At 70.0% G+C, this 12821-nt stretch carries 11 protein-coding genes; 3 read left to right on the plus strand and 8 right to left on the minus strand.

Annotated features, from left to right (window positions below):
* The first annotated feature begins 21 nt into the window (after nt 1-21).
* Entirely contained in the window at nt 22-387 is a 366-nt protein-coding gene (locus STVA_RS19340; protein WP_123693067.1) for a hypothetical protein, read from the plus strand.
* On the opposite strand, the gene STVA_RS19345 is transcribed toward STVA_RS19340, so the two are convergent.
* Both STVA_RS19345 and STVA_RS19350 read right to left on the minus strand, forming a co-directional pair.
* Nucleotides 377-1651: an aspartate aminotransferase family protein gene (locus STVA_RS19345; protein ID WP_123693066.1), complete on the minus strand. Its 1275-nt coding sequence runs from the start codon at nt 1649-1651 to the stop codon at nt 377-379. The genes STVA_RS19340 and STVA_RS19345 overlap by 11 nt on opposite strands.
* Nucleotides 1652-1739: 88 nt before the next feature.
* Complete coding sequence (locus STVA_RS19350; RefSeq protein ID WP_170216615.1) at nt 1740-4055, minus strand: penicillin acylase family protein; 2316 nt, start codon at nt 4053-4055, stop codon at nt 1740-1742.
* A gap of 128 nt (nt 4056-4183) precedes the next feature.
* Between STVA_RS19350 and STVA_RS19355 the strand changes: the two genes are divergently transcribed.
* On the plus strand, nt 4184-6505 hold the full coding sequence (locus STVA_RS19355) for a hypothetical protein (protein ID WP_123693062.1): 2322 nt from the start codon (nt 4184-4186) through the stop codon (nt 6503-6505).
* 17 nt (nt 6506-6522) lie between these two features.
* Nucleotides 6523-6867, plus strand: coding sequence for a DOPA 4,5-dioxygenase family protein (locus STVA_RS19360; RefSeq protein WP_123693060.1), 345 nt, complete (start codon nt 6523-6525; stop codon nt 6865-6867).
* Between the two features lie 4 nt (nt 6868-6871).
* Here the strand turns inward: STVA_RS19360 and STVA_RS19365 are convergent, their stop codons facing one another.
* The 6 genes from STVA_RS19365 to dctP form a co-directional block, all read right to left on the minus strand.
* Entirely contained in the window at nt 6872-7738 is an 867-nt protein-coding gene (locus STVA_RS19365) for a TauD/TfdA dioxygenase family protein (protein WP_123693058.1), read from the minus strand.
* Nucleotides 7739-7840: 102 nt separating this feature from the next.
* On the minus strand, nt 7841-8746 hold the full coding sequence (locus STVA_RS19370) for a LysR family transcriptional regulator (RefSeq protein WP_123693056.1): 906 nt from the start codon (nt 8744-8746) through the stop codon (nt 7841-7843).
* Between the two features lie 55 nt (nt 8747-8801).
* Entirely contained in the window at nt 8802-9764 is a 963-nt protein-coding gene (locus STVA_RS19375; RefSeq protein WP_123693055.1) for a peptidyl-alpha-hydroxyglycine alpha-amidating lyase family protein, read from the minus strand.
* A 30-nt stretch (nt 9765-9794) separates the two neighbouring features.
* Nucleotides 9795-11102, minus strand: a complete 1308-nt coding sequence (locus STVA_RS19380; RefSeq protein ID WP_123693053.1) for a TRAP transporter large permease — start codon at nt 11100-11102, stop codon at nt 9795-9797.
* 15 nt (nt 11103-11117) lie between these two features.
* Nucleotides 11118-11738, minus strand: a complete 621-nt coding sequence (locus STVA_RS19385; RefSeq protein ID WP_123693051.1) for a TRAP transporter small permease subunit — start codon at nt 11736-11738, stop codon at nt 11118-11120.
* Nucleotides 11739-11765: 27 nt separating this feature from the next.
* A complete protein-coding gene (dctP, locus tag STVA_RS19390) occupies nt 11766-12809 on the minus strand; it encodes a TRAP transporter substrate-binding protein DctP (protein WP_123693049.1) in 1044 nt (347 codons plus the stop codon).
* Nucleotides 12810-12821: the final 12 nt, after the last annotated feature.

Here is a 12821-nt window from a genome sequence, read left to right on the forward strand (position 1 = left end):
TGCCAATAATAGGGACGGGCCATGAATCAGATCGCACTCGCCTACGACCGTACCCGTCTTCTCGACGCGCTCGCCCGCCTGGGCAGTGCCGACGAGGAGACGGTCCTGGGGGCTGCTCAAGCCGCCACCGCCATCCTGGCCGCAGCGCGCCTGGACTGGGACGCATTGCTGGCGCCGGCCTTGCCGCCGCTGGAGGCCGAGGACGGCATGCCGGCGGCTCCGCTGGACGACGCGGCCCGCATCGCCGCTTTGCTGGCGCTGCCCGAACTCTCGGCCGATTCACGCGAGACCTTGGGCGAGATGGCGCGGGACATGGAGAACGGCACGGTCAGCGACGCCGACCGCACCTGGCTCCATGCCCTCTATGGTCGACTGATCACGCCTTAGCTTCGGCCTTCACCGCGTTCGAGAAGGCTTCCAGCGTGTGGGCCACGTCGGCCTCGTCATGGGCGAGGCTGATGTAGAACTTGCTGTCGCCCTTGAGGATGCCGGCCTCGCGCAGGCGGACGTTGACCCGCTTCTGCAGGGCCGTGTCGGCCGCCAGGGTCGAGCGGTAGTCCTTGATGTCGCCTTCGGCCCAGACGATGTCGAAGAGCGGCGGCACACCGATCACCTGGGCCGGCAGGCCGGCCTCGCGGATGGCGGCGGCGAAGCCGTCCATCAGGGTCTGGCCGGTGGCGAACGCCTTCTCGTAGGCGCCGGGGCGCTTCAGGATCGCCATGGTGGCCAAGCCCGCGACCGATGCCACCGGGTTGCCCGACAGCGTGCCGATATTCACCAGGAAACCGTCGTCGCCCACCTTGGCGCGGTCGAAATGGGCCATGATGTCGGCCCGGCCGGCCACCGCCGACAGGGGGAACCCGCCGCCGATGATCTTGCCCAGCGTGCACAGGTCCGGCGTGACGCCGTAATAGGACTGCGCGCCGCCATAGGCGAAGCGGAAGCCGGTCACCACCTCGTCGAAGATGAGCGGGATGCCGAGTTCGGCGGTGATCGCCCGCAACCCCTCCAGGAAGCCCGGCTTGGGCGGGATCAGGCGCTGGAACGGCTCGACGATGACGCCGCCCAGCTCGTCCTGGTGGGCGCGGATGAGGGCGACGGCCGCTTCCAGGTCGTTGAAGGGGGCGACGATCACCTCGTCCTGCACGCTCTTGGGGATGCCGGCCGAATCGGGCACGCCGCGCGGGAAGTTGCCGGGCTTCTTGGGCGCCAGCGACATCAGGCTCCAGTCGCTCATGCCGTGATAGCCGCCCTCGAACTTGAGGATCTTGTCGCGGCCGCGGAAGGCGCGGGCGACGCGCATGGCATAGAGATCGGCCTCGGTGCCGCTCGACATGAAGCGGACCTGCTCGGCGCAGGGCAGTGCCTCGACGATCTCGGCCGCCAGCCGGATGCCGTGCTCGTTGTTGGCGAAGAAGGTGGTGCCGAGCGGCACCTGCCGCAGCACGGCCTCGACGACCTCGGGATGGGAATGGCCGACGAACATCGGGCCGGAGCCGAGCAGGAAATCGACATACTCATTGCCGTCGACATCCCACACATGGGCGCCCTGGCCCCGGTGGATGATGATGTCCGACGCGAAGTTGCCGAAATTGCCCGCGGGCAGAACCCGGTGTGCCGTTTCGACCAGTGTTTTGCGGCCGTCCGCCATTTCCCACTCCCGTTTAGCGATTGATCAGGTCAGTCATGATGCCCCTTTCCGGCCGCGCCCGGAAGGGGCCCCCGGTCATTTGCCGGCTTCAGTTCGCCGCGGGCACCAGGCGGATACGCTGCTCGGCCGCGGCTTCCACCGCCGCCCGGCTGTAGACCATCGGCACGTACCCGTCCCTGGCCCAGATCGGGAACAGGTCGCGATAGTGCGGGCTGGCCGGGTCGCCCGACTGGCCGGGGCTGTTGATGACCCAGCTCGCATCCCAGTTGCCGACATCGACCACCATGCGCCAGGACACGCCTGACACCACCTCGAAGTCGCTGGTGCGATAGCCGTTGTTGTTGATGGTGAGGTTGGAGCCGCCCTTGGGTGCCGGCCCGACATCCAGCTTCGCCTTCAGCTTGGCCGGCGCCAGGCGCGACAGCGGGTGGCGGAAGCGGCCCTGGTGAATCTGGCCCCACGCCCAGCCGGCTGGGTCGGCGCCAAGCCGCTTGGTCGTCTCGACCCAGGCGCCGGCCAGCGTCTCCAGCAGCAGGGCGTCGCGGGCAGCCGCCGCGTCGGCACCGAAGCCCGGATCGGCCTTCTCCAGCAGATCGACGACCAGGGCGGAGTCCGGCACCGTGACCATCGGCGTCAGCCCGGCGGGACCGAGGCGATTGAGCACGCCCGGGATCAGATGCTTGCTGAACCAGACTTCGAAGAGGGCAGCAGGTCCGCTGTCGGCGCCGACGTCGTGGTCCCACCCGGCCAGCAGCTTCAGGCCCTTGGCGGCAGCCGTGTCCTTGGTGGACAGGCCGGCCAGCAGCCGGCACAGGCGGCGCGCCGGGATGCTGCCGCAATCGATCTGCATGCCCTGGGTGTCGGCGACCGACCATTCGGACTTGGCCTCGAGCAGCTCGGCCAGGCGGACGTAGCGGCCATCGTTCGGCCATTCGAAGCCGGTCTTCAGGGTCTTGTAGTCATAGTCGGGCGGCAGGTTCATCTGGTTGGCGGTGCCGAGCCAGCCGCCGGCCGGGTTGTAGCTGCGCGGCAGGCCGGAGGAGTGGGTGAGCCCCGCCCATTCGTAGCGCCCGTCGCCCGGCACCGGCATCAGCCCGTCCCAGTTCGGCCGCTTGGGCACCATGGCCGCCACGGCCCATCCGATGTTGCCGTCGACGTCGGCGACGAGATGGTTGGTCGAGGGCGCCCCCCAGCCTTCGAGGGCGGCCACGTACTCCTGCCAGTTCTTCGCCTTGATGTAGCCGAGGCTGGCGAGATACGCCGCCGTGCCCGGCCCCATCCACACGGTGCGGATGGCATAGGCGCGGTTGGCGGCGCGATCGACGTGCAGCACCGGCCCGTGGCGGGTGAACTTCAGGTCGGTCGCCACCGCAGCACCGCCGCGCACCGGGATTTCCTCGGCCACCGTCGTCATCCGCTCCCAGCCCTCGCCATAGCGGTAGAGGTCGGGATCGGCCGGGTCGAGCTCGTAGACGTAGAGGTCTTCCTGGTCGGATGGGTGGATCGTCAGCGAGAAGGCGATGCGGTCGTTGTGGCCGAGGCTGACGCCCGGCACGGAGGCTTCGCCCGCCCCGATCACGTCGAGGCCGGGCGCCACCAGATGGGCCATGTAGCGCAGCGAGGGCAGCTCGTGGACCCGGTGCGGGTCGCTCGCCATGATCGCCCGGCCGGTATTGGTGCGCGACGGCGCCAGCGTCCAGTTGTTGCTGCCGAAGCTGTCGGCCGACCCGATGTCCAGCGGTTCCGCCGGCTCCGCGGTGCCGACGGCATTGGGCTCGGTCGCCAGCAGATAGGCCTTCATCACCTCGGGCGGGATGACGTGCGGCTCCAGCCCCTCGGGGACTTTCACCGTCCATTCCGGCTGGATCTTCTTGTGCAGCCGGTCGGCATCGAGCCCGAAGCGGGCGATGATGTCGGTGCGCAGCACCTCGGAATCGAGGTTGCGCACCCGCGCATGGGTGCGGCAGCGCACCACGTCCTCGGGCTGCCACTTCTGCGGCTTGGTGCCAAGCAGGCGGAACTCCACCGGCAGCCGGTCCGGCTCGCGCGCCACTAGGTCGACATAGGCGTTGATGCCGGCCACGAAGGCGGTCGTCCAGGCCTTGGCGTCGGCGCCGTAGCAGGCCCATTCGGCCGCCATGTCGCCCCGGTAGAGCAGCAGGCGCGAGGCACGGTCGCGGTCGACATAGGCCGGCCCGAGGTCGCCCGCCGTCAGCCCCAGGCCGCGCTTCCTCCACATGTCGATCTGCCACAGCCGGTCCCGGCCGGCATTGAAGCCCTGGGCGAAAAAGGCACCCGCCTCCGACTTGGCATAGATGTGCGGCACCCCCCAGCGATCGACCAGGATTTCGACCTCGTCTTCCAGGCCGCTCAGCGCGATCGTCTCGGTGGGTATCGCCGTCATCTTCGACTCCGTATTCGGGGATTGGGGGATCGTCGGCCGGCGGGCGGGGGTGCGGCAACCCCGGAATCGCCGCACACCCCACAAAGGCCGGTTGGCCGCCGCCATCCTTCGCTGTAGCGTCCGGCCCCGTGACCGACGCGGACAATAGACGGGGCCCGGCTGCCGCATGGTTCGCGGCTGCGGGCGCCGTTCTCCTGGCCTGGGTCCTGTTCGCCGCCCCGTGGCTCGTCGGCGGCCGTGTCATCCCGTGGGACGCCAAGGACTACTACTACCCCGTGCTGCGGGCGCTGGCGGCCGCGCGCGAGGCCGGCGACAGCGGCTTCTGGAACCCCTTCCTCTATGCCGGCCGGGCGGCCATCGCCAACCCGCAGTCCTGGCTCTTCACGCCGGGCTTCCGGCTGCTGGCCGAACTGGTGCCGCACCCGTCGATGACGCTGATGGACATGGTCCAGATCGCCCATCTGCTGGCGGGCGGCCTGGGCGTCCTGCTGCTGGGCCGGCGGCTCGGCTGGCGACCGGCGGCCGCCGTCGTGGCGGCCCTCGTCTTCATGTTCGGAGGTGTGGCGGCGGCCCGGCTGCAGCATTCGATCATGACCGTCAGCTATGCCCACCTGCCCTGGGCGATCCTGCTGCTGCAACTGGCCTTCACGGCCGCCAGCGGGCGGCGGCGGGCGCTGGCGGCACTGGGATTCGGGCTGGTGGCCGGCATCATGGCGGTCGGCCGCGACCAGGTGGCCTTCATCAACTGCCTCTTCCTGATCGGCTGCGCCGCCGGCTGGATGGCGGCCGCGATCCGCCGCCAGGGGATCGGCGCCCTGCCCCGCCGCCTGGCGGAGCTGCTGCCGGCCCTGCTGGCGGGCGGCGCCCTGCTGGCCCTGCCGACCCTGCTGACGCTGGACGCGCTGGTCGGCAGCACCCGGCCGGAGATCGCCTATCGCATCGCCGGATACGCCTCGCTGCACCCGGCATCCCTGCTGACCCTGCTGGCGCCCAACGCCTTCGGTGCCTTGACGCCGGACGGCTACTGGGGTTCCGGCACCCTGCCCTGGATGGGCCTGTCGGCGCTGGGCTTCGACTGGAACGACCCGACCACCAGCCATCTCTATATCGGGCTGCTGCCGCTGGCGGTCCTGCTGCTGGCGTTCGCGCGGGCGCCGCTGCGGCTGCTGCACGCGGCACCCGCCTTCGCCGCCGGCCTGCTCTTCGCGCTGCTCTACGTCCTTGGCGCCTACACGCCGGTGTTCCTGGCGATGTACGATCTGCTGCCGGGGGTCGACCTCTATCGCCGGCCCAACGACGCCGCCTTCCTGCTGAACGCCATGCTGGCCCTGCTGGCGGGCACGGCCGCGCACGACCTGGCGACGGTGCCGGGCGCCGGGCGGGCCTGGCTGGCCTTCGCGCTGCCGGCCGCGCTGGCGACCGCGGCCGGTGCCTGGTTCGGCTGGTATCTGGGACACCTGCCCGACATGGCCCTGCAACTGGCCATCACCCTGCCCTTGCTGGCTGCCGCCATCCTCTTCGCGGACCGCGCCCCGGCGCGCGCGCCACGGGCGTGGCTGCCGCTGCTGATCGCCGTCACCGCCGCCGATCTCTCGTTCCACGGCACCAGCCGAACCCTGAACGCCGTGCCGGCCGACCAAGTCGCCGCCTACCGGCGGGAAGGCGAGCGGCTGGCGGCGGCGATCCGTGCCCGGCTGGGGACTGGCCTGGGCGGCAACCGGGTGGAGATATTCGGGCTCGACCGGGTGCCGGGCGGCGACTGGGGCGGCTCGTGGCAGAACGCGGCGCTGGCCTATGGCTTCGAGCAGACGCTCGGCTACGACCCGCTGCGTAACGCGCTCTACGGCACGATGGTGGGCGCGCGGCAGAACAGCCACCTGCCCGAGCGCACGCTGACGGCCGACTTCACCGGCTATGACAGCACGCTTGCCCGCCTGCTCGGCATCGGCCTGGTGGTGACCGGGCGGCCGATCGAGACGATCCTGCCTCCGGCCGCCATCGCCGGCCTGAAGCTGGTCGAGACGGTCGACGGCGCCTTCCTCTACGAAAACCCGGGCGCGCTGCCCCGCGCTATGGCGGTTGGCCGGGCCGACGCCGACATGGGCCGCGCGCTGCCGGCCGACCCCACCGCTGCCGTGCGGATCATGGGCCAGCGCATCCCGGCGGGCGAGGCCGGGCCAGCCGGCACGGCCCGCATCGGCCTCTATCGCCGCGACCGGGTCGAGGTCGCGGTCGACATGGCGCGCGACGGGTTCCTCGTCCTCAACGATCGCTTCCACCCCTTCTGGCGAGCGACCCTCGACGAGGCGGCCGTCCCCATCCTGCGCGCCAACCGCCTGTTCCGCGCCGTGGCCGTACCCGCCGGCCGGCACCAGGTGGTATTCGTCTTCGACCCGCTGCGGCCCGAGGCCCTGGCCGATGCGATCGAACGTGTCTGGGAAGCCGACTGACAGCGAGGAGCCCTGCAATGGACATCGACGAGATCGCCGACTGGCACGCCCACATCTATTTCGACCAGGACACCACGACCGATGCACTGGCCCTGCGGGCGCTGATCGAGGCCCGGTTCGAGGGCAACATGGAGATGGGGCGCTTCCACGAGAAGCCGGTCGGGCCGCACCCGAAATGGAGCTATCAGGTCCTCTTCCGGCCCGACCGCTTCGCCGACATCGTGCCCTGGCTGACGCTGAATCGTGGCCGGCTGACCGTCTTCGTCCATCCCAACACCGGCGACGCCCTGGTCGACCATCGCGACCGCGCGGTCTGGCTGGGGGACAGCGTCGCCCTCGACCTCTCCGTACTGGAACGCTGAACGGTCAGGCGGCGACCGCCAGGCGGCCCGCCGGATCGGCGATCGTCGCCCGCACGATGGTGCGGCGGTGCAGGCCGGCGGCGAACGGCCGGCCGCGATGGAGCGTGGCGCGGTTGTCCCACAGCACCAGGTCGCCCGGCCGCCAGCGGTGGGTGTAGACGAACTCCGGCCGGGTGGCGTGCCGGGTCAGCATGTCCAGCAGCGCCCGCCCCTCGACCACACCCATGCCGTCGACCGCGGCCGCGTGCGAGCCAAGATAGAGGGCGGCCTCTCCCGTCAAGGGGTTGCGCCGGACCAGCGGCCGGGTGACCGGCGGGAAAGCCGCACGCGTTGCCGCGACGGCCAGGTCCGGGTCGACCTTGGCCCGGGAATGGGCGAAATCATGCCGGACCGTCAGCCCGTCGATGCGCCGGCGCAGTTCGTCCGGCAGCGCCGCGAAGGCCGCCCGGGTGCCGGCCCATTCCGTCTCCCCTCCTTCGGGCGGCACCTCTCGCGCCGACAGCAGCGAAGCCAGTGCCGGGATCGCCTTGAACGAACTGTCCGTGTGCCACAGCCGGTTGGCCAGGCCGTGCAGCGTCTGCTCGTGGGTCGGCGGCAGGATGCCGCCATCGGGCGCCACGTTGGTCAGCGTGATCAGATGCGTGCCGCCGCCGACGGCACCGGCCCGCACCGTCTCCAGCGGGCCGAAGCGCGCGGCAAAGGCGACCTGGGCGGCATCGTCCACCGCCTGACTGCGGAACAGCAGCACCGAACGGCGCTCGAAGGCATCGGCGATCGCGGCAAAGACCGCATCCGGCAGCGGCCGCGACAGGTCGACGCCCTGCACTTCGGCGCCGAAGAGGGGATGGATGGCGTGGAAGGTCGGGGTCATCACAGGGGCTCCCAACGGGTCGGTCGGCTTCGATCTACCGCCGGGACCACGGACGCAACAATTGTCCGATAAAGCAACCGACCTTTGCTCCATACGCAAATATCATGTGCCGGACGGCTTGATCGCCTCGCGCAGGAAATCGACGAAGGCGGTCACCTTGGCTGGCACGAACTCCGCCCGCGGGTGGATGGCATAGACCGCCTCGGCGAAGCCCTCGGGATAGGCGCGATAGTCCGCCAGCAGGCGCACCAGGCGGCCGGCGGCGACATCGTCGCCCACCTGCCATTCCGGCAGCAAGGCTACCCCCTGACCGTCGACCGCCGCCTGGCGCAGCACTTCGCCGCTGTTGGCGACCAGGCTGCCGCCCAGCCGCAGTTCGTAGCGGCCGGCCGCGCTCTCGAACACCCAGGCCGGCCGCGGCTGGCCGGTGCGATAGATGAGGCAGTCGTGCCGCCGCAGGTCGTCGGGATGGGCGATCGCCGGCCGCCCCTCCAGGTACGCCCTCGCGGCACAGAGATGACGCGTGGCCGGCGCCAGCTCGCGCGCGGCGAGCCCCTTCTCGATCGGCGCGCCCAGCCGGATCACCACGTCCACCTCGTCGGGGAAGGTGGCCGGATGCGCCTCGGTCAGCAGCAGGTCGACCGCCAGTTCGGGATAGAGCCGGGCGAAGGCGGCCAGGTGCGGGGCGACGTGGCGCAGCGCGAAGGAGCGCCGGGCCAGCACCCGCAGCACGCCGCCCGGCCGGCGCTCGCCGCGCCGCAGGTCGCCATGCAGCGCATCGAGCTGGTCGAGGATGACGACGGCGCGGCGGTGATACTCCTGCCCTGCCTCGGTCAGGGCCTGCCGTCGGGTGGTGCGCGCGAACAGCCGGACGCCGAGCCCGGCCTCCAGCTCGCCCATGCCGCGCGAGACGCTGGCGACCGACAGGCCCGACCGGCGGGCGGCGGCGGACAGGCTGCCGAGTTCCGCCACCCGCACGAACAGGCGCATCGCCTCGACCCGGTCCATCCGCCGTCCCCGCCCGCCGTTACCCCTCCATCATGCGCAAGAATGAGGGCGGCTGTCAGCGTACCTTTTCCAGCTTCTGCAACACCCGCATCTCCTCCGGCACCGGCTCGCCCAGGAAGTGCGAGCGGAAGTTGGTGTAGGAGACCTCGCCTACATAGATGTCGCCGCGCGAATCGACGGCGACACCGTGCGGCGCATGGAACTGCCCCACCTCGTCGCCCGGCCCGTTCTCGCCGCCCAGGCGCGCCACCAGCTCGCCCTTGGTGGTGACGAGGCTGATGCGGGGGCCGAGGTTCGGGACCCGGCGATTGACCGGCAGGCCCGGACCCAGTTCGCCCACGATGCAGAGCCCGTCCGGCCCGGGCTGCAGGCAGATGCCGCAGGGGCGGTGCAGGTTGTTCCACTGCGTCTCGTAGCGGCCCTCGCCGTCGAACACCTGGATGCGGTGGTTCTCGCGGTCGGCGACATAGACCCAGCCGTCATCGTCGGCGGCGATGTTGTGGACGATGTTGAACTCCCCCGGCTGCGTCCCGGGCGAGCCCCAGGACTTCAGCAGCCGCCCGGACGGGTCGTACTTGTGCACGCGCGCATTGCCGTAGCCGTCGGCCACGAAGATGTCGCCGCGCGGCGACAGGGCCGTGTGGGTGCAGCGGTGGAAGGGGTTGCCGCTCATGAACGGGGCCGGCTTGCCGGGCATGCCGATCTCCAGCAGCACGCGGCCGTCGGTCGTGCACTTGCGCACCGTGTGGTCGCCGTCGTCGGTGCAATAGAGCATGCCGTCCGGGCCGAAATGGATGCCGTGGGCGCGGTTGAACACGCCCTCGCCCCAGGAGCGCAGGAAATTGCCCTCGCGGTCGAACACGATCATCGGGTGCTCGCCGCGATTGAAGACATAGACTTGGTCGGCGGCATCGACGGCCACACCGGCCACGTCGGTGAAGACCCAGCCCGTGGGCAGCTTCGCCCATTCGGTGTTGACGCGGTAGCGATGGTCGCCGCTGCCGAGGATGACGGACATGGATTGGGGCTCCCTGGTGCTGCGTGGGGGTCAGCCGTTCATCACCAGCTTCGGCAGGAAGGTGACGATGCCCGGAAAGGCGATGAACAGGGCGACGCAGGCCAGATCGGCGATGACGAAGGGCCAGACGCCACGGAAGATCTGCTGCAAGGGTATGTCCGGCCGCACGCCGGCGACAACATAGCAGTTGAGCCCGACCGGCGGCGTCAGCAGCCCGATCTCCACCATCTTCACGACGATGATGCCGAACCAGATCGGGTCGAATCCCAGGCTGGTCATGACGGGCGAGATGACCGGCAACGTCAGCAGCAGCATGCCGATGCCGTCCATGAACATGCCGAGCACGATGTAGAGCAGGATGACACAGAACAGGACCAGGTAGGGCGAGACGCCGAGCGCCTGGATCCAATCCGCGAAGGCCGACGACACGCCGGCGAAGGCCAGGAAGCGCACGAAGATCAGCACCCCCCAGATGATCGAGAAGATCATCACCGACAGCTTTGCGGTCTCGACCAGCGAGGCGAGCAGCCCCTTGCCCGACAGGGTGCCGCGCAGCAGCGCCATGACGAAGATGATGAAGGCGCCGAGCGCGCCGACCTCGGTCGGGGTGGCCCAGCCGGTATACATGCCGCCCAGCACTGCGCCGATGACGAAGACGATGGGCACGATCTCGGGCAGGGTCTGGATCCGCTCCTTCCAGCCGGCATCGGGGCTGGCCTCGCCCAGCGCGGGGTTGGCGAGGAAGCGGAAGAAGATGGCCGAGGCATAGACCAGGGCCGATATCACCCCCGGGATGAAGCCCGCCAGCAGCAGGCCGCCGATCGACGTCTCGGTGATGATGCCGTAGACGACCATGATCGCCGAAGGCGGGATCAGCGAGGCCAGCGTGCCGCCGGCCGCCACCAGGGCGGCCGCGATGCTGGGATGGTATTTTGCCTTCAGCAGTTCCGGCAGGGCGATGCGCGAGAACACGGCCGCCGTCGCCGTGCTGGCCCCCGAGACCGCCGCGAAGCCCGCGGCCGCGAAGATGGTGGCGATGCCAAGCCCGCCCGGCAGCCAGCCGAGCCAGGCCCGCGCGCAGCGATAGGCGCCCTGGACGATGCCGGCATGATGGGCCAGATGGCCGATCAGGATGAACAGCGGCAGCACCGACAACGCGTAGTTGGTGGTGTCCGAATAGGGAATGTGGCCGGAGATTCCGACGGCCTTGTCGAAGCCGCGCAAGGCCCAGAGGCCGCAGAAGCCGACGATGCCGGACGCGACGAAGATGCGCACGCCCAGCACGATCAGCACGGCCAGGGCGATCATGCCGATGACGCCGTAATGTACCGGTTCCATGGATCGGGCTCCGGGTCAGGCGCGAAGGCCGGGATCGGCGGCATCGGCATCGCCGACGGCCTCGCGGACCGGGTCGGGATGCCGGGGCACGGCAATGGGCTCGGCGTCCGGGCAGGCGATCAGGCGGGCGAAGCCCACCAGTTCGAGCGCGAGGCGCACCCACAAAATGGAGAACGCTACCACCGGCACCAGCTTGGACGGCCAGGTCGGCCAGCGCGTGTTCATCGTCGAATCGCCGATGTCGAGCGCGTTCTCGAAGAAATGCAGGATGCCGGGCCAAATCGCCGTGACCAGCGCCAGGGCGGCCAGCGTCGTGCCGAACTCCACCACCCAGCGCGCCCGGCCGTGGAACTGGTCGATCAGCAGGTCGACGCGGATATGCCCGGCCAGCCGCCAGCAGTAGGAGATCGACAGGATGGCGTAGAGCGCCATGGTCTGCTCGATCAGGTCGAGCTGCCCGTAGAGCGGGGCGTTGAAGCCCTTGCGCAGCACGATCTCGGCCACGCCGACCCACATGACGAAGAAGATGACGAGCCCGGCGATCACCGCCGTGGCCAGCTCCACCTTCGCGAGGGCCCGGTCGGCCAGGGCGAGCGCCCTGGCGGCCGGGCCGGGCGGCCGCACCGCTGCGGTCATCGCCCTGCCCTGTCCGGCGCCGCTGCCCTAGCGGCCGAGCGCTTTCTTGGCCTTGTCCGCCTCGGCCAGGACGAGATCGAGCAGCTCCTTGGCCGGCAGGTTCTTGGCCGTCATCTCCTTCACCCACGCATCCCAGACCGGCCGCGCCGCCATGTCGGCGAACTTCTTCAGTTCGACCTCGTCATACTTGATGGCGACCAGGCCGCGCTTCTGCCAGGCGGCAAGGTTCTTCTCGTCGGTCGTCTTCTGGGCCGTCTTCAGCGCCTCATAGGCGATCGGCTTGGCCGCGTCGATCAGGGCGCGGTACTGCGGCGGCAGCTTGTTCAGTGCCTGGTCATTGACGACGGTGGGGCAGTTGTTGGCACCCGGACCGAGGTTGGTCGTGTACCACTTGGCGATCTCCTCGATCTTGTAGGCCGCGAACGCGTAGGTGTAGGGGAAGGCAGCCGCCTGGAAGACGCCGCGCTCCAAGGAGTTGTAGACCTCCGGTGCCGGGACCGAGGTCGGCACGGCGCCCAGGTTGCGCAACGCGTCGCCGGTGCCGCCCAGCGCCCGCACGCGCATGCCCTTGAACATCTCCACCTTCACCGGCGGCTCGCCCGTGCCCATCAGCTCCGACTGCGGCTGGAGGACCGAAAGCAGCAGGACGGCGTTCCACCGCTTGAACTCGGCCACGATGGCCGGGTGCTTGTAGACCACGTCATGGACGCGGGCATGGATGTCGGGGTCGACCAGCGGCAGTCCCGGCAGGTCGAGCACGGTGATGGCCGGGTTCTTGCCGGGATGGTAGCCGGTGCAGATCTGCGCCATCTCGAAGGCGCCGAGCTTGATGTTGTCGAGGTTGTCCGGCCCCTTCGACAGGGCGTCGCCATAGTGGATCTTGATGGTGAACTTGCCGCCCGTCTCGGTCGACACATGCTTGGCGATGGCCTCGATGCCCGCCGTGAACGCCCTCGGCGGGCCCCAGACAGACAGGTCCCAGGCCACCTTCGGCCCGTCGACGGCGGCAAGCGCGGGTACGGTCAGCAGCGTCAAAGCGGCCGGAACGGCCGCCAGGGCCCAGCGATTCATGACTGTCTCCTC

Source organism: Stella humosa (genome assembly GCF_006738645.1).
In the GTDB taxonomy this organism is placed as follows: Bacteria; Pseudomonadota; Alphaproteobacteria; order ATCC43930; family Allostellaceae; genus Allostella; species Allostella humosa.

Excerpts from the sequence above, each read along its gene's own strand:
- STVA_RS19340 (WP_123693067.1), top strand. The coding sequence starts at position 22 with ATGAATCAGATCGCACTCGCCTACGACCGTACCCGTCTTCTCGACGCG.
- STVA_RS19375 (WP_123693055.1), bottom strand. The coding sequence starts at position 9,764 with ATGTCCGTCATCCTCGGCAGCGGCGACCATCGCTACCGCGTCAACACC.
- dctP (WP_123693049.1), bottom strand. The coding sequence starts at position 12,809 with ATGAATCGCTGGGCCCTGGCGGCCGTTCCGGCCGCTTTGACGCTGCTG.
- STVA_RS19370 (WP_123693056.1), bottom strand. The coding sequence starts at position 8,746 with ATGGACCGGGTCGAGGCGATGCGCCTGTTCGTGCGGGTGGCGGAACTC.
- STVA_RS19360 (WP_123693060.1), top strand. The coding sequence starts at position 6,523 with ATGGACATCGACGAGATCGCCGACTGGCACGCCCACATCTATTTCGAC.
- STVA_RS19350 (WP_170216615.1), bottom strand. The coding sequence starts at position 4,055 with ATGACGGCGATACCCACCGAGACGATCGCGCTGAGCGGCCTGGAAGAC.
- STVA_RS19365 (WP_123693058.1), bottom strand. The coding sequence starts at position 7,738 with ATGACCCCGACCTTCCACGCCATCCATCCCCTCTTCGGCGCCGAAGTG.
- STVA_RS19345 (WP_123693066.1), bottom strand. The coding sequence starts at position 1,651 with ATGGCGGACGGCCGCAAAACACTGGTCGAAACGGCACACCGGGTTCTG.
- STVA_RS19380 (WP_123693053.1), bottom strand. The coding sequence starts at position 11,102 with ATGGAACCGGTACATTACGGCGTCATCGGCATGATCGCCCTGGCCGTG.
- STVA_RS19385 (WP_123693051.1), bottom strand. The coding sequence starts at position 11,738 with ATGACCGCAGCGGTGCGGCCGCCCGGCCCGGCCGCCAGGGCGCTCGCC.